We start from the raw sequence: 25,715 nt of genomic DNA on the forward strand, positions 1-25,715 counted from the left end.
ATCAGTCGAGTGTATCGTGCGGCGGTTCCGGCACCGGTTTGATGTTGGCTACGGTCGAGGGCACGGCCGTGATGGTTTTCTTGTCGGGCTCGGCGGGTACCAGTTTGTATTCCTGGCCCTGGAGGTTCTTCAGGTAGATCTCCATCTGCCGGAAGGAGATATTGATGTGCTCCTTCTTGAACTCACGGTTGATGAAGCGGTTGATCTCGTCCAGTACCGGGTTGCGGTCACCGAGGTCGCGCACATGCATGCGCAGCTCATGATCGAGGGTGCTCTCGCCGAAGTTCAGGAAATACACGATCGGTTCCGGCTCCTTCAGCACCCGCGGGTTCTCCCGGGCGGCCTTGAGCAGCAGCTCGCGGACCCGATCCAGGTCGGAGCCATAGTCCACGCCCAGTTTCAGGGTGACCCGGGTGACGGTGTCGGTCAGCGACCAGTTGATCAGTTGCCCGGTGATGAAGGTCTTGTTCGGGACGATGATGTCCTTGCGGTCGAAGTCGGTAATGGTGGTGGCGCGAATGCGGATCTTGCTCACCGTGCCCGACAGGTTGCCGATGGTGATGGTGTCGCCGATCCGCACCGGGCGCTCGAACAGGATCATGATCCCGGAGATGAAGTTGGCGAAGATTTCCTGCATGCCGAAGCCCAGGCCTACCGACAGCGCCGCCACCAGCCATTGCAATTTGTCCCAGCTCACGCCCAGGGTGGACAGGGTGGTGACGAAGCCGACGCCGGCGATTACATAGGACAGCAGCGTGGTGGTGGCATAGGCGCTGCCCTGGGCCAGGTTCAGCTTGGACAGCACGAACACTTCCAGCAGGCCTGGCAGGTTGCGTGCCAGGGCGAAGGTGATACCGATGATGATCAACGCGCCCAGCATGTCGCCGATGCTGATGGGCACCATGCTCATATTGACGCCGGTGCCGCTGGTGTATTCGTAGAGCGTGATATTGTCCAGGTACGAGAACACGCTGATCAGGTCCGACCAGACCCAGTACAGTGCGGCGATGAAACCACCCAGCAGGGCCAGGCGGATCAGGCGCAGGGACTGTTCGTTGACTTTCTCGATATCCAGTGTCGGTTCCTCGACCACTGCTTCGCCGTCGCCGGCTTCCTTGGCCGCCTGGCGCTTGGCCAGGGCCCGCTGATAGGCCAAACGCCGTGCGGCGACCGACAGACCTCGCACGAAGGTCGCCTCGATCACCAGCCAGAACATCAGCAGGTACAGGGTGTTGATCAACCGGTCGCTGAGTTTGAGGGCGGTGTAGTAGTAGCCGAAGCACACCGCCACGAACAAGGCGATCGGCAGGGCGGTGAAAATCACCCCTAGAGCCTTGCGGAACAGTGAGGTATTGCGGTGCGTCGGGCTGCTGAGCAACAGGCGACTGAGCAGCCAGGCCATCAGGGCATAGCAGGTCAGTACCACGGGCATGCCCAGGACGTCGTCGGCCAGGGTCGACGGTTGCAACTCGGCCACAGCCACCACGGCCACCAACGCCAGTACCACCAGACCTAGGCGACGGATCCAGCCCTGGAGAAATTCGACCTGGGGTTTCTCCCAACGGAAATGCAACTCGGCCACGCCACCGGGGGCCAGTATCCGATAGGCGGTGTAGAACACCAGCCAGGCCTGGCCAATCTGCAACAGCGCGGCGCCGAGGTTGGCGTTCTGGCCGCGGGCGTCGATCTGCAAGGCATAGCCACACAAGGCCAGTGCCAGGGCCACCGGCATTGCCAGCAGGATGTTGATCAGGATCGCCTGGGGCGTATGCCACTGGCTGTCGCGCTTGAAGTGGCCAACGTCCTGGTGAACCTTGTTCAGTCGGGCATAAAGATGCTTGCGTCGCCACAGCAGTGCGCCAATCAACAACGCCAGAGGCAGGAACAACAGTGGTCGTTGTGTCAGGCCATCGGCCAGCTCACTGAGGCTCGATGCCCAAGGCAGCGAGTCGATCTGTTTTTCCAGGCGGTTCGGTACGCCGCGCATCCATTCGAAATCCAGGGGTTTGTTGCTGGGTATCCAGAACATCTGTTCTTCGAGGGTCGCCCGCAGGTTTTGCGCGGTGCTGAGCAATTGCTTCTGGTTGAGCTGCAAGGTGATGGATTCGTTGAGCACCGCGCTCAACTCGCGGTTCAGGCGTTCCAGCAGGTCGATTCGGGTCAGGGCCAGGTCCAGCAGGGTCTTGCGCAGCTGCGGCGTAACCTGCTCCGACGGCTGGGATGCCAACAGGCTATCGACGTAGGCGCTCGGATTGTTCAGAAGCTCACGTTGCTGGCTGACTTCGAACTGGTACAGGCGGATATCGGCGATCTGGTCGGCCAGGTTCTGGTCCAGCTTGAGACGCGGCAGCGTCTGGCGTTGTTTGTAGAGAATCTTGGAGAGCAGGAGACTGCCCTTGAGCACGCTGATCTGCTCGTCCAGGGCCGCGTCGGTCTGGGTGACGCTGTCCAGTAGTTGCTTGGTTTGCAGGTTCTGCTGGGTGACTTCATTAAGGCGGTCGGTGCTTTTGAGCAAATAATCGGAAAGCTTGAGGTTGGCCGCGCTTTCGGTGGCCAGCAGGCTACTGCCGCCAGCCTTCTGTGCTTCGATGGATTGCTGGGTCACCGTCTCCTGGGACTGGGCCAGGCGCTTCTGGTTGATCAGGTTCTGCAGGTCCTGGATTTCCTGCTCCATGCGGGCGATTTTTTCCATCAGCAAGTCGTGCTGGCCGTTGCCCAGGTCTTGCAATTGGCTGTTGCCGGCCAGCTCCTGACGCCGCAACGGGATCAGCGCGTTAAGGGCCGCCAGCTCGGCGTTGAGTTGGTCGCGCTGTTCGCTGCTCAGGGTTTTTCCGGCGTCTCTTCCCGCCTTGAGGGTGGCATTGATCTGCTGGATACGGGTCTGGCTGTTGGCGATCTCGGCCTGGGCCCGCTCGGGACGAGTCTGGGCGGTGATGATCAGGCTGTTGGCGTCTGCGAGGGCCTTTTGCAGATCGCTCTGCTGGGTGGAGCGATCCGTCAGCATTTGTTCGAGCTGGGGAATCGGCAGGTTCGCGTAGCGCTGCGCCACGGGCACCACGGGTGTGTTTTTCAGTCGTGCCAGCTCGCGCTGGTTTTCAATGTTCTGCTTGGGAGCGCTGGCCAATTGCTGTTTGAGGGCCTGCAGCTTCTGCTCGTATTCAGCCTTGCTGGCGAGTTGGGCCAGGGTGCCTTGCAGCACCGCTTGCAAGGCCTTTTGGTCGGCCTCCGGCAGTTTACGGTCGGCGATCTTGTCCAGGCTGGCCTGCACCGATTCGCTCGTAGGCGGTTCAGCGGCCTGCAGTGGGCAGATGGAAAGACTCAGGCCCAGCAGGGCAATGGCGAAAAAGGAGCGCAGGGTAGGCATAGAGACCGGTCAAGCAAATAAAGAATGGGAGCAGTTTAGAGGAACAAGCCGGGGCCCGGGCGACTTCCTTCGGGGAATCTGACGCCCACTTTACCGATCTTGTTCCCGTCCATGGCCGCGACAGTCCACAAGGTGTTGTTCCACTCCACCTGGTCGCCGACTACTGGCGCACCGCCAACTTTCTGGGCGATGAAACGTCCCAGGGACATGTCCGGGTCGATGCCGTCGAGTTTCAATCCGTACAGTGCCGCAACCGCGGCCAGCTGGGCGTCTCCTTCGAGTACGAAGTCGCCGAAGAAGCGCAGATCGAGGCCTCGTTGTGGTGCCTGGCTGAACAGTTTTCCAAGGGCCGGCAAGTCGTGTTCATGGCCGATGACACACAGCAAATCATTGACTTCCAGCACCGTACTACCCGACGGATGGAGCAATTGCTGGCCTCGAAACAGTGCCGCGATCCGGGTTCCGTCCGGCATTTTAAGGTCGCGCAAGGGCGAGCCGATGCACCACTTCTCTGCACCGAGCCGATAGATGAACAGTTCCCACTCGCTGGTGACGTGCACTTCCAGCGCGGCGCGGGATATCGGCAGGGGCTCGGGCGGGACGGTGACATGCAGCAGCTTGGCGACCCAGGGCAGGCTCGTACCCTGCACCAACAAGGACACCAGCACGATAAAGAACGCCAGGTTGAAATACAGTTGGGCATGGGGCAGCCCGGCCATCAGCGGGAACACCGCCAGGATGATCGGAACTGCGCCGCGCAGACCGACCCAGGAAATGAAGGCTTTCTCGCGACCGTGGAAAGCCCGGAACGGCATCAGGCCCACCACGACCGACAGGGGCCGTGCAAACAGGATCATCCACAGCGCCAGGCCCAGGGCAGGCAAGGCAATCGGCAACAGGTCATGGGGGGTGACCAGCAGACCCAGCACCAGGAACATGCCGATCTGCGCCAGCCAGGCCATGCCGTCGAGCATGTGCAGGATGCCGTGGCGGCTGCGCACCGGGCGGTTGCCCAGCACCAGGCCGCACAGGTACACCGCCAGGAAGCCACTGCCGTGCAGCGCGTTGGTCAAGGCAAACACGGCCAGCCCGCCGCTGATGACGAGGATCGGGTAGAGGCCGTTGGCCAGGTTGATCCGGTTGACCAGTTGCAGCATCAACCAGCCACCGCCCAGGCCGATCACCGCGCCGATGCCGAACTCGCGCACCAGATGCCCCAAGAGGCTCCAGTGTAGGCCGGTTTCTCCGCTGGCGAGCATGCCGATCAGGGTAACGGTCAGGAACACCGCCATGGGATCGTTGCTGCCGGACTCGATCTCGAGGGTAGCGCTTACCCGCTCGTTCAGGCCTTTGCCGCCCAGCAGCGAAAACACGGCCGCGGCGTCGGTCGAGCCGACAATGGCGCCGATCAGCAGGCCCTGGATCAGATTCAGGTTGAACAGCCACGCGGCTGCGAGTCCCGTCAGCCCGGTGGTGATCAGCACGCCGATGGTGGCCAGCGACAATGCCGGCCACAACGCCACCCGGAAACTGGAGACCCGTGTGCGCAAGCCACCGTCCAGCAGGATGACGGCCAGTGCAAGGTTGCCGACCAGGTAGGCCGTTGCGTAGTTATCGAAAAGAATGCCGGCGCCATCGACCCCGGCCACCATGCCCACGGCCAGAATGATCACCAGGATGGGGATGCCCAGGCGGGATGAAAGGGAACTGACCAGAATGCTCGCACCCACCAGCAACGCGCCGATCAAGAACAGGCTGTTGATGGTCGTCGCAGTCAAAGGCAGTACTCCGGGAAACTGAAAGACGGGCACAGGCTGACCATGCAGCCCGCGTGCCAGCGATTCTAACCTGTTGAAATGCGATGCTGTCAAAAAGGTTTTGTGTCCGTCAGACACGCCTTCAGGATCCCCGCGTCTGATTCTGTATAAGGGAACAGAGCCAGACCGCGTGGATCCCGGCCATCGAGAGCCAAGGAGCCGAACGCTCCTTCTCAGCCAACCCAGCCAACTGCCGTTTTCGGAATGACCTCGGACTCGTCGAGCTTGGATGCAAACATGCTCACGGCTTCGAGTGCGTCTGTCGTCCCGGTGCGGATCTGTACGATGACCGATCCGGCCTGGTCCGCCAGGGTCACACCGCGCAGGGCGCCTTCGTGGGTGACGTTCATGCTGGTGACGGCTTCGCGGGTTTCGGAAAGGATCATGCCGATCATCTCGGCAATCTCCGCTGTCGAGCGGCTTGTACGCCCTGCCAACTGGCGGACTTCATCGGCGACCACCGCGAAGCCCCGGCCCTGGTCACCGGCCCGCGCCGCTTCGATGGCTGCATTGAGGGCCAACAGGTTGGTCTGGTCGGCGATGCCGCGGATGGTGTTGACGATGGCGGTGATCTCCTCCGAGCGCGATCCCAGTTGTCCGACAAGACGCGCGGACGCGCCGATATTGTCGGCGATCTGACGCATTTCCTTGGCTGTCTGGTGGATAACCTCGGCGCCCTGTTCGGCCACCCGCTCGGTCTCGGCGGAGATGTGGTAGGCGCGTGAGGCGCCGCGAGAGTCTTCCTCGAACTTTTCGACTCGTTCGGTGATGTCGCTGGCGAACTTCACGACCTTGCATAACTTGCCTTCGGCATCGTAGACCGGGTTGTAGCTGGCTTCGAGCCAGACGACCTTGCCGTGCTTGCCTAGACGCTTGTATTGACCGCTGAAGAATTCACCCGCATTCAAGCGCCGCCAGAAATCACTGTATTCCTGACTGTTCACCAGGTTTGGCTCACAGAACATCCGGTGATGTTTGCCCTGGAGTTCGGCCAGGGAGTAGTTCATGGTCTTCAGGAAGTTGTCGTTTGCGGTCAGGATGTGGCCGCTGAGGTCGAATTCGATCACCGCCATGGCGCGGTCGAGGGCTGCCAGCTTGCCTCGGATTTCCGCCTCGTTGGCGACCTTGGCAGTGACGTCCAGGGCGTACTTGACCACTTTCACCACGCGATTGTGCTCATCGACCACGGGGTTATAGCTGGCTTCCAGCCATACCATCTGGCCGCGCCCGCTGCGCCGTTGGAAAGTCCCGGAAACGAACTGACCGGCGCGCAACTGGTTCCAGAATTCGCGGTACTCGGCGCTGCCTGCCAGAGCAGGGCTGCAGAAATCGCGGTGTGACAGGCTGGCCAACTGTTCTGCGCGGTAGCCCATGGTTTTCAGGAAATTGTCGTTCGCACGGAGCACTTTGCCGTCGGGACTGAACTCGACCACGGCCATCGACCGTTCCAAGGCGCCTACCAGTCCCTTGTATGTCGTTAATTCGGCTGTCCTAGCCGTCAGTTCACTTTTTAGAGTTGTATTAAACATGACGTACCCTCGGCGAACCCGGAGATGACCGGACCATATCTCGCTATCGACATGCCGATGGCGGAACTGAAGGGGCAGGCGTAATCATGTTTCGGCGTCAAAAAATGCCGAATACAGTGATCAGGTTCTATAGGGGACCCTGGCAAACAAACGAAGGTGTTCCCAGGCTGGGTGCGGGAGCGCCGCCAGGAACGCTCCGCGGGCTGGAAGACAGCCGCGGAGCGAGGCGAGGCATGCCCACGTCAGACGTGGGAATGCTCAAAGGTCAGAGGCTGAAGCGCCCTACCATGCTGTTCAGGTCCACCGCCAGGCGCGACAGTTCGGCGCTGGCAGCGCTGGTCTGATTGGCGCCGGTGGCCGATTGCACCGACAGGTCGCGGATGTTCACCAGGTTGCGGTCGACTTCCCGGGCCACTTGGGCCTGTTCTTCGGCAGCGCTGGCGATCACCAGGTTGCGCTCGTTGATCTCGACGATGGCTGTGTTGATCGTGTCCAGGGACATGCCGGCGCCACGTGCAATATTCAGAGTCGACTCGGCACGTTCGGTGCTGTTGCGCATCGAGTCCACAGCCTGCTCGGTGCCGCTCTGGATGCTGCCGATCATGCGTTCGATTTCGCTGGTCGACTGCTGGGTGCGATGGGCCAGGGCACGGACCTCGTCCGCTACCACGGCGAAACCACGACCGGCCTCACCGGCCCGTGCCGCCTCGATGGCTGCGTTCAGGGCCAGCAGGTTGGTCTGGTCCGCCAGGCCACGAATCACGTCCAGAACCTTGCCGATGTCACGGGACTCGTCGGCCAGGTTGCCGATCAGTGTGGCGGTGCTCTGCACGTCGGCGCTCATGCGTTCGATGGCGCCAACCGTTTCCTGCACCAGATCCCGACCGTCGCCGGCGGAGGTGGTGGCATTTCTCGAGGCTTCGGAGGTGCTGACCGCGTTGCGCGCCACTTCTTCCACGGCGCTGGTCATTTCGTTCACCGCCGTAGCGGCCTGTTCGATTTCGTTGTTCTGCTGGGTCAGGCCCCGAGCGCTTTCGTCGGTGACGCTGTTGAGTTCTTCCGCGGCGGAGGCCAGTTGCGTGGCCGAGCCGGAAATACGCTGCAAGGTGTCCCGCAGTTTTTCCTGCATGGTCGACATCGCCCGCAGCAGGCGACCGGCTTCGTCGCTGCCATCGACAGTGATCGGCCGGGTCAGGTTGCCCTTGGCGATTTCTTCGGCGGCGTCCAGGGCATTGGCGATCGGGCGAGTAATGCTGTTGGTCAGCAGCCAGGCGAACAACAGGGTCAGGCCGGTGGCGATAACCAGCAGCGTGACGACCCAGTTGAATGCCATCGAATATTGCTGCGTTGCGCCTTGGTTCAGGGATTCGGCTTGCAGGTTGTTGATTTCCACCAAGCGGCCGATGGCCGCGTTGACGGCATCGGAATTACTCAGCAGTTCGGTGTTGAGCAAGGCGCGCAAGTCATCGATCTGGTTGTTGCGCGACAGGGTTTTCATCCGATCTTCAAGCTGACGGTACTGGCCCAGCAGTTGTACCAATTGGTCATAGGCGGCGCGTTCATCCGCAGCGCTGATGAGTTTTTCATACGCGGCCTGGGCAGTGTGCAACTGTTGGTTGCGCTGATCGAACAGCTCATAGGTTTTCTGTTGGATGTCCGCTTCACGGTTGACCAACAAGCGATAGGACAGCACTCGCAGGCGCAGCGAGAGCTGGGTGAACTCGTTGAGGGCCTTGATGCTGGGCACGCTGTTCTCGACGATATTCTCGCCGGAGGTGCGGATCTTGCTCATCTGGCTCAGGGCAAATACCCCGAGGGCCAGCATCAGGGCGCCGATCAGGGCAAACCCCAGGAACGCCCGTGGCGCGATATTCATATTACGTAGAGACATGGGAAGTACCGGGAAAAGCGCGTCCGTGCGGAGCTGTGGCGGGTATGTACAGACTTATCGGACATACGAATGAAGTCTTGAGTGGGGTGGGGCCTTTTGTCGCAGAGCATCCCGGCAAAGCGACGAAGGGTAGGAACCAGACTCCTCGTTCACAGTCTTTACGACTCGCCAGCGAAGTACCGCCGCCGCTGGACCGTGGCATTGGCGGTCACTTTTCTTTATCGTACGCGCCCCCTGAAAAAGCCTGGAAATCAATATGTTGGAAACATCCCTCAGCCAGCTGGAGCAACTGGTCAACGACCTGGTGCAACAGAACCGTCATCTCGCCGGCCTGAATGAAACCCTGAGCGCGGAGCTTGCCAGGGCCAAGGACGAAAACGAGAGCCTGCAACTGAGCCTGATGGAACAGGAAGAGCTGCACGGTGCCACCGCCGCCCGTATCCAGGCGCTGATCGAGCGCGCCAGCACCGGCCCTGTCAGCGCATGAAGCAGGGTGTCAATGGGGTGACTGTCATCTCTATCCTGGGAGAGGACTATTCGATCAAGGCCCCGGCCGGGCAGGAGCAGGCTCTGCTGGACGCCGCAGCGATGCTCAAGACGGCCCTGGCCGATACCAAGCGCAAATACCCGACACTGATCGGCGATCGGCTGTTGGTGTTGACGGCCATGAACCTGTGTTCGCAGCAGATTGAAATGCAGAAGCAGCATGAGGCCGAGCTCGACCGTTACCAGGAGCAGGTCAGCGCCACGGTGGATGTCATTGCCAAGACGATCCAGCAGGCCTGAATGGATCGAGAATGACTGTGGGAGCGGTCTTGCTCGCGAAGGCGGTGTGTCAGCAGGCACATATGTAGCTGACACACCGCTTTCGCGAGCAAGCCCGCTCCTACAGTGGATTTGGATGGCCGCTCAATCAGTGTTTACAGCAGAACTACTATGGGAGCGAGCCTGCTCGCGATAGCGATTTGAGTCCGTTGCAAAAGCCGGATCAGAACCACTCATCCCGCATCCCCAGGCACGTATCGTCCCGCGCCTCGAGCAATGCCAGCTCATGGTGGCAACCGGGAACTTCCCAGGTCAGGAAGTACCGCGCCGCTTGCAGCTTGCCTTTATAGAAGTCGCTGTCCGCGGCGTTGCCCCTGGCCAGCCCTTCTACGGCACGAATGGCTTGTTCCAGCCAGCGCCAGCCGATCACCATGTGGCCGAATACCTTGAGGTACAGCGCCGAGTTGGCGAGGCTGCTGTTGACCTTGCCTTGAGCCAGGTCCGTCAGCAGGCCAAGGGTGACCGTTTGCAGGTTCGCCACCAGGGTTTCCAGCGGCTGGCGCAGTGGCGTCAGTGTATCGTATGCCTGGGCGCGTTCGGTGGTGTCGGCTACCAGGCGGATCAGTTGCTTGAGCCCGGCGCCGCCATTCTGCGCCAGCTTGCGCCCCAGAAGGTCCAGGGACTGGATACCATGGGTGCCCTCGTGAATAGGGTTCAGGCGATTGTCGCGGTAATACTGCTCTACCGGGTATTCGCGGGTGTAGCCATGACCGCCGAGAATCTGGATCGCCAGCTCGTTGGCCTTCAGGCAAAACTCCGAGGGCCAGGATTTGACGATTGGAGTCAGCAAGTCCAACAGTTCATGGGCACGCCGGCGTTCGGCATCGCTCTCGAGTGTGGTGGTGTCGTCGAACAGTCGCGCCGCGTACAGGCCCAGGTCGAACGCGCCTTCCACATAGGCTTTCTGGGTCAGCAGCATGCGGCGCACGTCGGCGTGCTGGATGATCGCCACGGGGGCGGTGGTCGGGTCCTTGCTGTCGGGCAACCGACCCTGGGGACGCTCGCGAGCGTATTCCAGTGAATACAGGTAGCCGGCGTACCCCAGCATTACCGCGCCCATGCCGACGCCGATCCGTGCCTCGTTCATCATCTGGAACATGTAGCTCAGGCCATGGTGCGGTTTCCCCACGAGGTAACCGACACAGTCGCCATTGTCGCCGAAGTTCAGTGCTGTGGAGGTGGTGCCGCGCCAGCCCATCTTGTGGAACAACCCGGCCAGCAGCACGTCGTTACGCTTGCCGAGGCTACCGTCGTCGTTGACCAGGAACTTGGGCACGATAAACAGCGAAATCCCTTTAACGCCGGGCGGCGCGTCCGGCAGTTTCGCCAGGACCATGTGCACGATGTTTTCCGACAGCGGATGATCACCGCCGGAGATGAAAATCTTGTTGCCCTTGAGTCGATAAGTGCCGTCGGGTGCGGGTTCGGCACGGGTGCGGATATCCGACAGTGAAGAGCCCGCGTGGGGTTCGGTCAGAGCCATGGTGCCGAAGAAGCGACCGTCGATCATCGGTTGCAGGAAGCGGCGCTTCTGCGCCTCGTCGCCGAAGCTTTCGATCAGGTTCGCCGCGCCCATGGTCAGGAACGGATAAGACGTCGATGCGGCATTGGCCGATTGGAAATGCGCGAAGCAGGCCTGGGACAGCAGCGTCGGCAATTGCATGCCGCCTGCCTCGAAACTGCGCGCAGCGTTGAGGAAGCCTGCCTCCAGGAAGGCGTCCACCGCGGGTTTCACTTCCGGAATCAGGATGGCCTGACCGTCTTCGTAGCGCGGCTCGTTCTCATCGTTCTTGCGGTTGTGCGGCGCGAAATATTTCTCGGCGATGTTGCGGGCCGTACCAATGGCCGCGTCGAAGGTTTCGCGGGTGTGCTCGGCGAACCGCTCGCGCTGGGTCAGACCCTCGGCGTCGAGGACTTCATACAGCTCGAAAGCCAGGTTGCGGGAACTGAGCAGCGTCTCGGACATGGCGGCCTACCTTTCTTTGGAATGGGCCGAGTCTAGGCGGGGGAATAGAGGTTGAACAGGATGATTGACGACAGTGATGCAGCGGTGAGGGTGACACTAATCCAATGTGGGAGCGAGCCTTGTGGGAGCAAGGCTTGCCCGCGATGAAAGCGCCGCAGTCCTCTTGAGTACTGCAGTGCCTGGATCGCGAGCAAGCTTTGCTCCCACAGAGTCCTCCCTACAAGGGGGATTCGATTGCCAGGCACCCTTTGCGGATGCCTGGCTTGCAGTGGTTTAACCGATCGTCATCAAGCTGGCATTACCACCCGCCGCCGCGGTGTTGACGCTCAACGCCCGCTCGATCACCAGGCGCTCCAGCGCAATGCCGGTTTCGCCCTGGGACAAGCCGTGGACCCCGACGATGGCGCCGGCACGCTTGGCCACTTGTTGGCAGACGCTGCGCAACTGGTCCGAGTCGCCGTGATGCAGGACAGCGTCGAACACCACGTCATCCTTGGTCCAATCGGAAACGCGTTGGACACGTGCCTGAATATCCTTGGGCAAGCGTGCGAACAGTGCCTTGGTGGTATCGGTTTCCGGCCACACGACCGAGCCGCCCACGGCCAGTACGGCCGCCAGTTGCGTCAGCAGGTCACCTTCCACCTCGGCCAGGCACAGCACATGTTCGCGCGGCAGAATGGCGTAGCTGTTGCGTTCACCGGTCGGGCCGGTCAGCTGGCGGGTGATACCGCTTTGCGATTGGGCTGCGAACTGCACGCACAGGGCGCTCAGTTCGGCGAGCTTCTGGCTGTCGGCCCAGGCTTGCAGGGCGGTCAGCGGTTTGCTCATGGCCTCGCGCAGGCGCAGGTCCGGCGCGCTGACGGCATCGGCGCGAACGAAGGATTGCTGGATCGCATCGGTAGGACGAGTCGACAGCAGGCGGTACAGGTACAGCGGACCACCGGCCTTGGGCCCGGTGCCCGACAAACCTTCGCCACCGAACGGTTGCACGCCAACCACGGCACCCACGATGTTGCGGTTCACGTAGACGTTGCCGGCATGGACGTTATCGATCACCTTGGCGATGGTTTCATCGATACGGGTATGCACGCCCAGGGTCAGGCCATAGCCGGAGGCGTTGATCTGGTTGATCAACTGATCCAGCTCCTTGCGCTTGTAGCGCACCACGTGCAGCACTGGGCCGAAGATCTCGCGCTGCAGCTCATCGAAGCTTTCCAGCTCGATCAGGGTCGGCATCACGAACGTGCCGCGCTTGCACTCTTCACTGTCGGCAATTGCCATCTGGTAAACGGTGCGACCTTTGTCGCGCATGGCCTGGATATGTTTCTCGATGCCGGCCTTGGCTTCGGCGTCGATCACCGGGCCAATGTCCACCGACAGGCGCTCCGGGTTACCCAGGCGCGATTCGGCCATGGCGCCCTTGAGCATTTCGATGACGCGGTCAGCGGAGTCTTCCTGCAAGCACAGCACGCGCAGGGCCGAGCAGCGCTGGCCTGCGCTGTCGAAGGCCGACGACACCACGTCGATGACCACTTGTTCGGTCAGGGCCGAGGAGTCGACGATCATGGCGTTCTGGCCGCCGGTTTCAGCGATCAGCGGGATCGGACGACCCTGGCTGTCCAGGCGACCGGCAATGTTGCGTTGCAGCAGGCGAGCGACTTCTGTGGAACCGGTGAACATCACCCCCTTGACCCGCTCGTCACCCACCAGGCGGGCGCCGACGGTTTCGCCACGGCCCGGCAGCAGTTGCAGCACACCTTCCGGGATACCGGCTTCGAGCAGCAGGCGCACGGCCTGGGCGGCCACCAATGGCGTCTGTTCGGCTGGCTTGGCCAATACCGGGTTACCGGCGGCCAGGGCAGCGGCTACCTGGCCACTGAAAATGGCCAGGGGGAAGTTCCACGGGCTGATGCAGACCACCGGGCCCAATGGGCGGTGGGCATCGTTGGTGAAGTCATTGCGTGCCTGCACCGCGTAGTAGCGCAGGAAATCCACGGCTTCGCGAACTTCGGCAATGGCGTTGGCGAAGGTCTTGCCGGCTTCACGGGCCAGCAGGCCCATCAATGGCTGGATCTCGCCTTCCATCAGATCGGCGGCGCGCTCCAGGATCGCGGCGCGCTCGGCCGGTGGCGTGGCCTGCCAGATCGGCGCGGCGTTGAGCGCGCACTGAATGGCATTGTCGACATCAGCCACCGTGGCTTCCTGCACATGGCCGACCACGTCGCGGTGATCGGCTGGGTTCAGGACCGGGGTCGGTGTTTCTTCACTGGCGGCGCAACCGAGCATCGGCGCGGCTTTCCAGTCGTTATGGGCGGTCGCCAGCAGGGCGCAGGACAACGAGGCCAGGCGATGTTCGTTCGCCATGTCGATGCCGCTGGAGTTGGCGCGCTCGCTGCCGTACAGGTCGCGTGGCAGGGGAATGCGCGGATGCGGCAGGCCGAAACCACCTTCCAGAGTCGCCATCTGCTCAATGCTGGCGACCGGGTCGGCCACCAGTTCCTGAATGGAAATCGACTGGTCGGCAATGCGGTTGACGAAGGAGGTGTTCGCGCCGTTTTCCAGCAGGCGACGCACCAGGTAAGCCAACAGTGTTTCATGGGTGCCGACTGGAGCGTACACGCGGCACGGACGGTTCAGCTTGCCTTCGGAAACCTTGCCTACAACCTGTTCGTACAGCGGCTCACCCATGCCATGCAGGCACTGGAATTCGTACTGGCCCGGGTAATAGTTCTGACCGGCGATGTGATAAATAGCCGACAGCGTATGGGCGTTGTGCGTGGCGAACTGCGGGTAGATGGCTTCTGGTACCGACAGAAGCTTGCGGGCGCAGGCGATGTAGGACACGTCGGTGTACACCTTGCGGGTGTAGACCGGATAGCCTTCCAGGCCTTCGACCTGGGCGCGTTTGATCTCGCTGTCCCAGTACGCGCCTTTTACCAGGCGGATCATCAGGCGATGGCGACTGCGGCGCGCCAGGTCGATGACGTAGTCGATCACATACGGGCAGCGCTTCTGGTAGGCCTGGATCACGAAACCGATGCCGTTCCAGCCGGTCAGTTGCGGCTCGAAGCACAGGCGCTCCAACAGATCCAGGGACAGTTCGAGGCGGTCGGCTTCTTCGGCGTCGATGTTCAGGCCGATGTCGTATTGCTTGGCCAGCAGGGTCAGCGACAGCAGGCGTGGGTACAGCTCATCCATGACGCGCTCGTACTGGGCGCGGCTGTAACGCGGGTGCAGGGCCGAAAGCTTGATGGAAATGCCAGGGCCTTCATAAATCCCACGACCGTGGGAGGCTTTGCCGATCGAGTGGATGGCTTGTTCATACGAGGCCAGGTACTTCTGAGCGTCGTGCTCGGTGAGTGCGGCTTCACCCAGCATGTCGTAGGAGTAGCGGAAACCCTTGGCTTCGAATTTGCTCGCGTTGGCCAGGGCTTCGGCGATGGTCTCGCCGGTGACGAACTGCTCGCCCATCAGGCGCATGGCCATGTCGACGCCCTTGCGGATCATCGGTTCGCCGCTCTTGCCGATGATGCGGCTCAGGGAGGAGGTCAGGCCTGCTTCATTATGGGTAGCGACCAGCTTGCCGGTCAGCAGCAGGCCCCAGGTCGCGGCGTTGACGAACAGCGACGGGCTGTTGCCCAGGTGTGGCTGCCAATTACCGGTGCTGATCTTGTCGCGGATCAGTGCATCACGGGTACCTTTGTCCGGGATGCGCAGCAGCGCTTCGGCCAGGCACATCAACGCCACGCCTTCCTGGGACGACAGGGAGAATTCCTGCAGCAGGCCCTGGACGATACCGGCGCGACCACCGGCACTCTTCTGGTTACGCAGTTTTTCTGCGATCGAAGCGGCCAGCTTGTTAGTGGCTTCGGCCATCTCCGCCGGCAGGCGAGCCTGTTCGATCAACATCGGTACCACTTCGGGTTCCGGTCGTCGGTAAGCGGCAGTGATGGAGGCACGCAGCACCGATTGCGGCAGGATGCTTTCGGCAAACTCCAGGAAACATTGGTGAGCATGGTCAGGCTGGACATCGCCAGCCTCGTCATTGTCGACGCGGGTCGAACCGTTCAGCTCGGTCAGGGTTGCACCACCCTCGAGTTTTTCCAGGTAATTGAAAATTGCCTGCTTGATCAGCCAGTGCGGCGTGCGATCAATCGAGGTAGCGGCCGCTTTGAGGCGTTCGCGGGTCAGGTCATCGAGTTTGACCCCAAGAGTGGTGGTAGCCATATTTTTATCCTCATGTTTACCACGTATCGCGTGGCATCAGCTGGCGGCAAGATTAGCCCCGAGCTGCATGAGGTGCAACCGGGTGCAACCCTTTTTTTGACGAAACATCAGGCTGCTCATCAGGAAGTGAGCGCTGATCTCGTTGCGCTGCACCGGCTTAGTGCATTGGCTTATAGCGCGACTGTCTCCACTGCACAAAAAGGGAGCAAAAAACACGGTTCGGATGGAAAAACCGATCAGGTGCAACTTATTCGAGCGAAACAGGTTGCACCTTATTTGATTTGTTGAATAGCATTCGCGGCCAAGGTGCAACCGGTTTCGAGCCGAGGGGCATCGGCTGATGGCTTTCCTGGGGAAACATCAGTCATAAATTCGCGGGTCTGCTAATCGTCGCTACAACATCTGTGTTGTCGGCGCTTTCAACTGCCACCGCTACATAAAAACAAAGCCAGGGCGTAACTCATGAGTGTAAGCAATCCCACCCTGATCACCTTCGTGATCTATATCGCAGCCATGGTCCTGATCGGCCTGATGGCTTATCGATCCACCAACAACCTTTCCGATTACATCCTGGGCGGCCGCAGCCTGGGCAGCGTCGTGACCGCATTGTCCGCCGGTGCCTCCGACATGAGCGGCTGGCTGCTGATGGGCCTGCCTGGTGCCATCTACATGTCCGGCCTGTCGGAAAGCTGGATCGCCATCGGCCTGATCGTCGGTGCCTACCTGAACTGGCTGTTCGTGGCTGGTCGCCTGCGGGTCCAGACCGAGCATAACGGCGATGCACTGACCCTGCCGGACTACTTCTCCAGCCGTTTCGAAGACAAGAGCGGTGTGCTGCGTATCATCTCCGCGGTGGTGATCCTGGTGTTCTTCACCATCTATTGCGCCTCCGGCATCGTGGCCGGTGCCCGTCTGTTCGAAAGCACTTTCGGCATGTCCTACGAGACAGCGCTGTGGGCCGGTGCCGCGGCGACCATCGCCTACACCTTCGTGGGTGGTTTCCTGGCCGTGAGCTGGACCGACACCGTACAAGCCACCCTGATGATCTTCGCCCTGATCCTGACGCCGATCATCGTGCTGCTGGCCACCGGCGGCGTGGACACCACGTTCCTGGCCATCGAAGCGAAAGATCCTTCGTCCTTCGACATGCTGAAGAACACCACCTTCATCGGTATCATCTCGCTGATGGGCTGGGGTCTGGGCTATTTCGGCCAGCCTCATATCCTGGCGCGTTTCATGGCGGCGGATTCGGTCAAGTCGATCGCCAATGCCCGTCGTATCTCCATGACCTGGATGATCCTGTGCCTGGGCGGCACCGTGGCCGTGGGCTTCTTTGGCATTGCCTACTTCTCGGCGCATCCCGAGGTGGCCGGTCCCGTGACCGAAAACCCTGAGCGCGTATTCATCGAGCTGGCCAAACTGCTGTTCAACCCATGGCTTGCCGGTGTCCTGCTGTCGGCCATCCTGGCGGCGGTGATGAGTACCCTGAGCTGCCAGTTGCTGGTGTGCTCCAGCGCCCTGACCGAAGACTTCTACAAGACCTTCCTGCGCAAGAATGCTTCGCAGCTGGAACTGGTCTGGGTCGGCCGTGCCATGGTGTTGCTGGTGGCTTTGATCGCCATCGCCATGGCCGCCAACCCGGAAAACCGCGTTCTGGGCCTGGTGAGCTATGCCTGGGCCGGTTTCGGTGCTGCCTTCGGTCCGGTTGTCCTGATCTCCGTCATCTGGAAAGGCATGACCCGTAACGGTGCACTGGCCGGTATCCTGGTGGGTGCACTCACCGTGATCGTCTGGAAGCACTTCGAATTGCTGGGCCTGTATGAAATCATCCCGGGCTTTATCTTCGCCAGCCTGGCCATCTACTTCGTCAGCAAGATGGGCTCGCCTACCGCCGGTATGGTGCAGCGCTTCGAAGCGGCCGAGAAAGATTTCCGCCTGAACAACTAAACAAGGCTTTCGGCGAGGCCTGGACGGCTCGCTCGAAGGTTGGATGAAAAAAACGGCCCGGCTCCAGTGGAGGTGGGCCGTTTTCATTTGCGCGGTCAGTCCACCGTGGCGTCGGGCTGGTTGAGGAAGATCAGTACACCCAGCAGCGCCATGTAGAACCTGAACGCAGCGTCCTGGCCATTCCAGATTTCGGATTGCCACATCAGAAACCATTCCCCTCCGACCACCATGAAGCCAAAGAACCAGACGAGGAATCCCGTCGTCAGGCCGGCGATGCTCCAACGTTTGGCCCGTGTGAATATCGCGCCCTCGGCCTTGCGCGCCTGCCACAGTTTCAGTGCCCCGTAGCCGAGCAGCCCGGCAGTGAACGCTTCGCCGAGGATGATCAGCCAGTAGGCGCCATGCCACAGCCATGGCTGGACGATAGCCCGATAGCGGGCGGCGTTGTCCGGGAAAGTGGTGTCCATGCTCAGCACGTGCTGGACGAAATTGAAGTTGGAGCGGTAGTCGGTGATGTTGTTGAACACGGTCAGGAAAGCGAATGTGGCGAGTGCCAGGGTCATTGCGATTTTTGCGTAGCGAGTCGTCATGCGGTGCGTCCTTTGCTTTTTTTGCGACGAAGGGAACGTTATCACGCCGTGTTGCAGTCCCGAGGCTCGTCAGGTTGTAAGACGCCGCTGATTCAATCGTACGACGGGTTCCGTAGGCTGCTACGCAAAGGATGTCTATCGGAAAATGCAGCACATGCTGCGGCTTTTATCTCCCCAGATGTAAGGCAATTCTGTTTTTCCTGACCTCCAGCCCGCTCTCCATGTGACTCATGCAGAATCGTCCACCTACATTTTTGCAGAGAGACATCGGATGTTCGCGTCTGCCAACCAACCGCGTTTCACGCTGACGCTCGACGACGGACCGAATGAGTTCAAGGTGCTTGAGTTCACGGGCGAGGAGGGCATCAGTCAACCCTATTGCTTCGATGTAGAGCTGGTGAGCGAGCGAGGGGATCTGGCGTTGGAGGCATTGTTGCATCGCCAGGCTTACTTGGGGTTCGACCACTTGGGGCGCGGGATTCATGGCCAGGTTTACAGCGTGGCCCAAGGCGATCCGGGGAAGCGCCTGACTCGTTACCAGATCAGCCTGGTGCCACGCCTGGCTTACCTGCGCCATCGCATCAACCAACGGATTTTCCAGCACCTGAGCGTGCCTTCGATCATCGCCAGGGTGCTGAAGGATCATGGCATCCATGGCGATGGGTTCCAGTTCAGCCTCGGTGGTGAGTACCCCGAACGTGAATACTGCGTGCAATACGGTGAAAGCGATCTGGCCTTTATCGAACGGTTGTGTGCCGAGGTGGGGATCCATTACCACTTCCGGCACAGCCCCGACGGCCACTTGCTGGTATTTGGTGATGACCAGACCGTCTTCCCCCGCCTGCCCGAGCCGACGTTGTATCTGCCGGGCAGCGGCATGGCCGCCGGGGAAGCGGCGATCAAGCGCCTGGCGGTCCGGCTCGAGACACGCACCAACGCGGTGACGCTGCGCGACTACGATTTCCGCCAACCCGGCCTGCTGTTGCAAACCCACCAGGATAGCCAGCAGCAGCCGGCGCTGGAGGAGTATCGCTATCCCGGTCTTTTCTCTGATCGCGAGCATGGCACGCATTTGGCCCGGCGTGCACTGGAGCGCCATGGCGCCGATTCCCGACTGGCCGAAGGCCGCGGTGATCAGTGCGCCCTCGCCAGCGGACATTTCATGCAGATCGCCGGGCATCCACAGGTGCAGTGGAATGATCTATGGCTCCTGACACACCTCACTCATCGGGGCCGTCAGCCGCAGGTGCTGGAAGAGACGGTCACGGATAGCGCGGATGAGTTCCAGGGCTACAGCAATACTTTTTTTGCGACGCCGTGGGACGTATTTTTCCGCCCCTCGCTGCATTACGAAAAACCCTCGGCCCGTGGTTATCACCCCGCGGTGGTGACGGGACCCGTCGACAGCGAGATCCATTGCGACGAGTTCGGACGGGTCAAGGTGCAGATGACTTGGGATCGCGAAGGCCAGCGGAACGAGCATTCCAGCTGCTGGCTGCGGGTGGCCTCGGGATGGGCCCATGATCGCTATGGCGGTGTGATGATTCCCCGGGTCGGCATGGAAGTGCTGGTGGGCTTCATCGACGGGGACGTGGACAAGCCCCTGGTGGTCGGCTGTTTGCCCAACGGAGCCAACCCATTGCCGTTGGATCTGCCAGCGGACAAGACCCGCAGCATATTGCGCAGCCAGAGCAGCCCTGGCGGAGGCGGCTACAACGAATTGCGCATCGAGGATCGCAAGGGGGCCGAAGAAATCTATCTGCGGGCACAACGGAACTGGACCCAGCATGTACTTCATGACCAACGGGTGCAGGTCGATCATGAGCGCAGTGTGGTCGTCGCCGGTACGGCTCGGCATGAGCTCGGGGCCGATGACCTGCACATCGCCCGTGGTCGCCGCCAGGTTGAAATCGGGCACGACGATCACTTGCTGGTCAGCGGTGACCGGCACATCCGGGTGACCAGCCAGACCCTCGGTGCCAGCCAGCATTTCCACGTCAGCGCCGGTCAGCAAGTGGTGCTGGAAGGTGGGGCCAGTGCAACCATCCAGGCGGGCGGGCACTGGATTAACATCGGCGCGGGCGGGATTTTCAGCAGCGTGCCGATCCAGGTCGGTGGGGCGCCTGTGGCCGTGATGAAGGCCGCGCCGGGTTCGCCGGGCAAGGCCGAGACACTGGTGGCCGCGGTGGCGCCCCGGTTGTCCCTCGCGCAGATGCTCAGCCTGCAAGGTCCGGCACCGTTCTGCGAGGAGTGCGAACGTTGCAGGAGCGGTATTTGCGATACCGGGGGATGCTTATGAGCTGCCGCATGTCTCCCTACGAATGGCTTGAGCGGCATCCGTTGCAAACATCCGAGCAGCTCTTCGCGATCTTCGGTAACGCCAGCACCGCCATGTCGTTGGCAGCCTGGAGGCGTTCGACGATGGTCACGCCCAGCCCGATCTGGGCCGATACGCCCTATGCCGGCTGGGAAGCGGTCATGCCTTATGTGGGAGTGGTCCCTGTGGACGGTGAGTTCCTTCGTTGGGTGGCGAACACCGATTCGCTCGATTGGGGCTGGCTGGCGGTGTCCTCCGTCGATCAGCAAACCCTTGCCGAGCATTTGCGCGGGCTCACCCAGGTGCTTTTGCCGGGCGGCAGCCCTGTGTTTTTCCGCTTCTGGGATGGGCGGTTTCTCCAGCCGATCCTTCAATCCGACGAGGTCGATGCCGGCCAGTTATTGCCTGTCGTCAGTCGTTGCCTTATCAACGGCCAAGCCCTGGCGATCATGGGAAATGCCCGGCAGCCGGGACGAGCCTTCCCCTGGTGGGAAGTCCCTGCCGTTCTGTTGAACGCGTTGGCCGAGGGTACGCAAGACTGCCTGCTGGCTAACCTGCTCAGGTGGCTCGACGAAGAGCATCCGTATCTGTTCGAGCGGGTCGATGAGCGGATCCTGCGCCGTAAGATCGAACACTTTTTTGACGAGTATGAGCCGGTCAATGGGCCCAAGGCGCCGTTGCACGCTTATCTGTTACAGGAGCTGGGCTGAGGGTCATTGGGGCGGTCGGCGCTCGTCCGCTCGGCTGCGAACCCCTGACGTCCGATGCGCTTCAAGGTAAACTCGTCGCCCTTCGCAGGAGCCGCCATGAATTATCGCCACGCCTTCCACGCCGGCAATCACGCCGATGTGTTCAAACACCTGACCCTGACCCGCCTCATCGCCCTGATGTCGCGCAAGGAACAGCCGTTCGCCTACGTCGATACCCATGCGGGCATCGGCCTGTACGACCTGCAGGGCGACCAGGCCAATCGGACCGGTGAATACCTGGAGGGCATCGCACGGTTATGGGGGCAGGACGACTTGCCGGCACTGACCGCTGATTACATGAACGTGCTGCACGACATGAACCCGGACGGGCAGTTGCGCTACTACCCGGGGTCTCCGGAGCTGGCACGGCGCCTGACCCGGGCGCAGGATCGGGTGTTGCTCAACGAGAAGCATCCCGAGGACGGTGTGCTGCTCAAGGACAACATGAAAGGTGACCGTCGGGTGGCGGTGCACCTGGGTGAAGGTTGGCATGTGCCCCGGGCGTTGCTGCCAGTGGCGGAGAAACGTGGCCTGATGTTGATTGATCCGCCGTTCGAGAAGCTCGACGAGATGCAGCGCTGTGCCGCCTCCCTCAAGGATGCCATTGGCCGGATGCGCCAGACGGTGGCCGCGATCTGGTACCCGGTGAAGGACCAGCGAATGTTGCGCCGTTTCTACCAGGACCTGGCCGGTACCGGTGCGCCGAAGCTGTTGCGAGTGGAGTTGCTGGTGCATCCGTTGGCCACGCCCAACAGCCTGAACGGCTCTGGCCTGGCGATTGCCAACCCGCCGTGGGGGCTTGAGGAGGAGTTACGGGAGCTGCTGCCTTGGTTGTCGAAGAAACTCGGGCAGACCCAGGGTGGGTGGCAGATGGATTGGTTGATTGCAGAAAGCTGAATGGCAATCAGATGTAATGATGGCATCCGAGGGGGCGCCTTCGCGAGCAAGCCCGCTCCCACAATAGGCCAGTGCTGATCACAAAAATGCGGTCGGACACAAAGCCCATGTGGAAGTGGGCTCGCTCGCGAAGCTCTTCAAGCTTGAAGTCAGATCGGGCAGGTCACGCCCGTGCCACCAATCCCGCAATACCCTTCCGGATTCTTCGCCAGGTATTGCTGGTGATAAGCCTCGGCATAGTAGAACGTCGGCGCTTCGTCGATTTCGGTGGTGATTTCCCCGAGGCCGGCCTTGGTCAGTTCGGCCTGGAAAACTTCCTTGCTCTTTTTCGCCGCTGCCAGCTGTTCTGGCGTGGTGCAGTAGATCACCGAGCGGTACTGGGTGCCGATGTCGTTGCCCTGGCGCATGCCCTGGGTCGGGTTGTGCAGTTCCCAGAACATCGCCAGCAGTTGCTCATAGCTGACTTTCTCCGGCTCATAGACCACCAGCACCACTTCGCTATGGCCGGTCAGGCCCGAGCAGACTTCTTCATAGGTGGGGTTGGGGGTAAAGCCGCCGGCGTAGCCCACAGAAGTGCTGTAGACCCCTTCACGTTGCCAGAAACGCCGTTCCGCGCCCCAGAAGCAGCCCAGGCCAAAGATTGCGAATTCAACATTGCCGGGAAATGGGCCGAGCAGTGGGTTGCCATTGACGAAATGTTCATCCGGAACCTTGATCGGGGTTTCACGGCCAGGCAGGGCTTGTTCTTGAGTAGGCAGCACGTTTTTGTTCACCAGGATTTCCGAGCGCAAGACCATTCATCAGTCCTCTCAGTCAGATTGAGTTGAGCGAAGTTAGATAATAAGACTGTCAGTGTGCCCGAGTGTTACATCGCTGTCAGGCAATTGGGCCGCGCGGATAGCGTTTGAGCTTCTCGACCAGCTCTCCTCCGGGGATTGGCCGGTCGAACAGGTAGCCTTGGCCGACGTCGCAGCGGTGGCGGCGCAGGAACGCCAATTGCTGCGCGGTCTCGATGCCCTCGGCCACGACCTTGAGCTTCAGGTTGTGGGCCATGGCGATCACGGCCGAGGTGATTTCCATGTCGTCCTGATTGTCCGGGATCTCATGGATGAAGCTGCGATCGATCTTGATGATGTCGATCGGGAATTTTTTAAGGTAACTCAGGGATGAATAACCGGTGCCGAAATCATCCATGGCCAGGGTCAGGCCCAGCCGCTTGAGCTGGTCGAGTTGCTGGTGGGTGTCTTCGGTGGCTTCCAGCAGCAGGCCTTCGGTCAGCTCCAGTTCCAGCAGGTGTGCGGGCAGTTGTTCTTCCTTGAGGATACTAGCGATCGAGGCGACCAGGTCCGGGTCGGAGAACTGTTTGGGCGACAGGTTGATTGCCACTTGCAGGTTGCCCAGCCCGGAGGCGGTCAGTTGCTTGCTCATCCGGCAAGCCTGGCGGGCGATCCACTTGCCGATGGGGATGATCAGGCCGGTTTCTTCGGCCACGCTGATGAACTGGTCGGGGCGGATCATGCCCTTTTCCGGATGATTCCAGCGCAGCAGCGCTTCCATGCCCAGCAGGCGGCCGCTACGCAGGCACAGCTTGGGCTGGTAGAACACGTCCAGTTCGTTTTGGGTCAGGGCGCGGCGCAGGTTGTTCTCCACGAACAGCTTGTAGCTGGCCTCGGCATTCAGTGCCTCGGTGAACACCTGGACCTGATGCTTGCCGTTGGCCTTGGCCTTGTGCAGGGCGAGCCCGGCGTTGCGCATCAGGGTCTGGGGGTCGCGGCCGTGCAGCGGCGCACAGGCCAGGCCCACGGAGCCGGTCACGCTGATCAGCTGGTTGTCGACGAACATCGGCTTGTCGAGGGTCATCAGCAGTTGACTGGCGACTTGCTGGCCGGCCTCAAGGTCGGTGTCGTCCAGCAGTACGGCAAATTCATTGCTGGCGAAGCGCGCGAGGCTACCGCCCGGGCTCAGGCTGTTGCGCAGGCGCCGTGCCAGGCTGATCAGCAATTTGTCGCCGGTCTGGTGGCCGAGGCTGTCATTGATGCGCTTGAAGTTATCGATGTCCACCAGCAGCAGGCTGATGGGTGAGTCGCTATCCCGTGCGAAGCGTTCGTCCAGGTTGCGAATGAACGCAGGGCGGTTGCCCAGGTTGGTCAGGTTGTCGGTGTAGGCCAGGCGCTCGATGCGCTGCTGGGCGAGCTTGGCCTGGGTAATGTCTTCGTAGATGCCGATGTAGTGGGTCAGCTCGCGATTATCGCCATACACCTTGGAAATCGACAATTGGCCCCAGTACGGTTCCAGGTTCTTGCGCCGGCTCTTGAATTCGCCTTGCCAGCTGTTGCTTTGCGCCAGGGCCGAGGGCGCGTCGAACAGCAGTTCGCTGAGGTTTTCCAGGGCTGGCAGTTCGGACAGGCGCTGGCCGTGAACCTCTTCGGTGGTGTACTGGGTGATGGCGGTGAAGCTGGGGTTAACGTATTCCACCACGCCGTCGCAGTTGACCAGCAGAAACGCGTTGGCGCTTTGTTCCACGGCACGCTGGAACAGATGCAGGGCGCTGGTGGCAATGCGTCGGTTGTGGTTGTTGATAACCTGGGCGAACTGGTCCGCCAGCTCGCCGGCAAAGGCTATCTCGTCCGACTGCCAGGCGCGGGTGGCGCCCACCTGTTCCAGGCACAGGACGCCCACCACCTGGCCGTCGATCCGCACGCTGGCATCGAGCATGGCGTTGACGTTGCGCGCGCGCAGGTTTTCAGCCATTTCCCGGGTGCGTGGGTCGCGTGTCGCGTTGTGGGCGTCGATGGCGCGGCAGGTCTGCAAGGCCTCCATGTAATTCGGATACTCGTTGGCATCGATTACATCCGGGCGAAAGTATTCCTGGGTTGCGCGGTTATAGGCCGAAATGGGCACCAGCTTGCCGTCTTCCAGATTCCAGATGCTGGCGCAGTCGATCTGGTAAATGTCGCAGGCACTGCGAGTAATGAGTTCGGCGGCTTCCAGCAGGGAATTGTTGGCGCTGTAGCGTTGGCGGGTCAGCAACAGGATCAGGTCCTGCTGTGCGCGTACCCGGTCCAGGTGCTGGAGCTGTTCTTGCTGAGCGCGCTGGTTCAGCTCCAGGGCGATTTGCAGGCGCGAGTTCTGGGTTTCCAGATCCAGGGCCGGCGCCGGAGTCGACGGCTCGCTTTGCAGCAGGTTGTCTACCGCCAGCAGGTAGCCACGCAGCAGATGGCGGTTGTGTTGCTTGTAGGCTTCACCCATCTCCAGCAGGTTCATGGGGCCTTTGGCGGTGTGCAGCGTGTAGCGAACCAGATAATGCGGGGCCTCGGCCAGTTGCTGCTGGATCGCGTCGTGCAATTGATAGCGCGCTTCGGGCTCCATCAGGCTGGCATAGGGTGAACTGACCAGCGAGCAAAGCTCCACGGCCGGTACGCCGAAGTAACGTTCGCAATTGGGATCGAGGAACAGCAGCGCCCAGCTCGCTTCATTCAGCCGTTCGAAACGCAGCATACCGAGCCGCGAGGGCACCGGTAATTGCGTCACTACCTCGGCCGCCATACGGCTGGCGGCATCGGGTTGGCTTTTCATGGGGAAACTCGCTTCGAAAA

The 25,715-nt window shown here is 61.2% G+C and carries 16 protein-coding genes and 2 pseudogenes; 7 read left to right on the forward strand and 11 right to left on the reverse strand.

Annotated elements, in window-relative coordinates:
* Nucleotide 1 precedes the first annotated feature (1 nt).
* From mscK to LCU97_RS26885, 6 genes and pseudogenes are all read right to left on the reverse strand, one after another.
* Nucleotides 2-3,364 (reverse strand): mechanosensitive channel MscK, encoded by a 3,363-nt coding sequence (gene mscK, locus LCU97_RS16185; protein WP_053147665.1) that lies wholly within the window; start codon nucleotides 3,362-3,364, stop codon nucleotides 2-4.
* 35 nt (nucleotides 3,365-3,399) lie between these two features.
* Nucleotides 3,400-5,142, reverse strand: coding sequence for a potassium/proton antiporter (locus tag LCU97_RS16190; protein ID WP_053147663.1), 1,743 nt, complete (start codon nucleotides 5,140-5,142; stop codon nucleotides 3,400-3,402).
* Nucleotides 5,143-5,354: 212 nt separating this feature from the next.
* The gene (locus tag LCU97_RS26870; protein WP_408636405.1) at nucleotides 5,355-5,969 is read right to left on the reverse strand and encodes a methyl-accepting chemotaxis protein; all 615 of its coding nucleotides are present in this window, start codon (nucleotides 5,967-5,969) and stop codon (nucleotides 5,355-5,357) included.
* A pseudogene (locus LCU97_RS26875) lies at nucleotides 5,943-6,710 on the reverse strand (PAS domain-containing protein); the annotation flags it as partial. The gene LCU97_RS26870 and the pseudogene LCU97_RS26875, both read right to left, overlap by 27 nt.
* 265 nt (nucleotides 6,711-6,975) lie before the next feature.
* Entirely contained in the window at nucleotides 6,976-7,848 is an 873-nt protein-coding gene (locus tag LCU97_RS26880) for a methyl-accepting chemotaxis protein (RefSeq protein WP_408636406.1), read from the reverse strand.
* Between the two features lie 30 nt (nucleotides 7,849-7,878).
* Nucleotides 7,879-8,601 (reverse strand): annotated as a pseudogene (locus LCU97_RS26885) (MCP four helix bundle domain-containing protein); the annotation flags it as partial.
* A gap of 256 nt (nucleotides 8,602-8,857) precedes the next feature.
* Between LCU97_RS26885 and LCU97_RS16205 the strand changes: the two are divergent.
* Nucleotides 8,858-9,088: a hypothetical protein gene (locus LCU97_RS16205; protein WP_053147657.1), complete on the forward strand. Its 231-nt coding sequence runs from the start codon at nucleotides 8,858-8,860 to the stop codon at nucleotides 9,086-9,088.
* On the forward strand, nucleotides 9,085-9,387 hold the full coding sequence (locus tag LCU97_RS16210) for a cell division protein ZapA (RefSeq protein WP_232777171.1): 303 nt from the start codon (nucleotides 9,085-9,087) through the stop codon (nucleotides 9,385-9,387). The genes LCU97_RS16205 and LCU97_RS16210 overlap by 4 nt, the downstream gene beginning before the upstream one ends.
* Before the next feature lie 202 nt (nucleotides 9,388-9,589).
* Here LCU97_RS16210 and LCU97_RS16215 read toward each other — a convergent pair whose 3' ends face one another.
* Both LCU97_RS16215 and putA read right to left on the reverse strand, forming a co-directional pair.
* Nucleotides 9,590-11,392, reverse strand: coding sequence for an acyl-CoA dehydrogenase (locus tag LCU97_RS16215; RefSeq protein ID WP_053147654.1), 1,803 nt, complete (start codon nucleotides 11,390-11,392; stop codon nucleotides 9,590-9,592).
* A 273-nt stretch (nucleotides 11,393-11,665) separates the two neighbouring features.
* Nucleotides 11,666-15,619, reverse strand: coding sequence for a trifunctional transcriptional regulator/proline dehydrogenase/L-glutamate gamma-semialdehyde dehydrogenase (gene putA, locus LCU97_RS16220; RefSeq protein WP_232777172.1), 3,954 nt, complete (start codon nucleotides 15,617-15,619; stop codon nucleotides 11,666-11,668).
* A gap of 12 nt (nucleotides 15,620-15,631) precedes the next feature.
* Here putA and LCU97_RS16225 point away from each other — a divergent pair, with 12 nt between their 5' ends.
* On the forward strand, nucleotides 15,632-15,907 hold the full coding sequence (locus tag LCU97_RS16225; protein WP_232777174.1) for a hypothetical protein: 276 nt from the start codon (nucleotides 15,632-15,634) through the stop codon (nucleotides 15,905-15,907).
* A 174-nt stretch (nucleotides 15,908-16,081) separates the two neighbouring features.
* Nucleotides 16,082-17,566, forward strand: a complete 1,485-nt coding sequence (putP, locus tag LCU97_RS16230) for a sodium/proline symporter PutP (protein WP_053147651.1) — start codon at nucleotides 16,082-16,084, stop codon at nucleotides 17,564-17,566.
* A 95-nt stretch (nucleotides 17,567-17,661) separates the two neighbouring features.
* On the opposite strand, the gene LCU97_RS16235 is transcribed toward putP, so the two are convergent.
* Nucleotides 17,662-18,156: a DUF2165 family protein gene (locus tag LCU97_RS16235; RefSeq protein ID WP_053147649.1), complete on the reverse strand. Its 495-nt coding sequence runs from the start codon at nucleotides 18,154-18,156 to the stop codon at nucleotides 17,662-17,664.
* Between the two features lie 271 nt (nucleotides 18,157-18,427).
* Between LCU97_RS16235 and LCU97_RS16240 the strand changes: the two genes are divergently transcribed.
* The 3 genes from LCU97_RS16240 to LCU97_RS16250 all read left to right on the forward strand — a co-directional run bounded on the left by LCU97_RS16240 (nucleotide 18,428) and on the right by LCU97_RS16250 (nucleotide 22,119).
* A complete protein-coding gene (locus tag LCU97_RS16240) occupies nucleotides 18,428-20,455 on the forward strand; it encodes a type VI secretion system Vgr family protein (protein ID WP_232777176.1) in 2,028 nt (675 codons plus the stop codon).
* Nucleotides 20,456-20,463: 8 nt separating this feature from the next.
* Nucleotides 20,464-21,183 (forward strand): DUF4123 domain-containing protein, encoded by a 720-nt coding sequence (locus LCU97_RS16245; RefSeq protein ID WP_232777178.1) that lies wholly within the window; start codon nucleotides 20,464-20,466, stop codon nucleotides 21,181-21,183.
* A 96-nt stretch (nucleotides 21,184-21,279) separates the two neighbouring features.
* The gene (locus tag LCU97_RS16250) at nucleotides 21,280-22,119 is read left to right on the forward strand and encodes a 23S rRNA (adenine(2030)-N(6))-methyltransferase RlmJ (RefSeq protein WP_232777180.1); all 840 of its coding nucleotides are present in this window, start codon (nucleotides 21,280-21,282) and stop codon (nucleotides 22,117-22,119) included.
* Nucleotides 22,120-22,268: 149 nt separating this feature from the next.
* On the opposite strand, the gene msrA is transcribed toward LCU97_RS16250, so the two are convergent.
* Nucleotides 22,269-22,916, reverse strand: coding sequence for a peptide-methionine (S)-S-oxide reductase MsrA (gene msrA, locus LCU97_RS16255; protein WP_053148168.1), 648 nt, complete (start codon nucleotides 22,914-22,916; stop codon nucleotides 22,269-22,271).
* Nucleotides 22,917-22,995: 79 nt separating this feature from the next.
* Nucleotides 22,996-25,695 (reverse strand): putative bifunctional diguanylate cyclase/phosphodiesterase, encoded by a 2,700-nt coding sequence (locus LCU97_RS16260; RefSeq protein WP_053147640.1) that lies wholly within the window; start codon nucleotides 25,693-25,695, stop codon nucleotides 22,996-22,998.
* Between the last annotated feature and the right edge of the window lie 20 nt (nucleotides 25,696-25,715).

The organism is Pseudomonas uvaldensis, from assembly GCF_021271205.1.
GTDB classification, from domain to species: domain Bacteria; phylum Pseudomonadota; class Gammaproteobacteria; order Pseudomonadales; family Pseudomonadaceae; genus Aquipseudomonas; species Aquipseudomonas uvaldensis.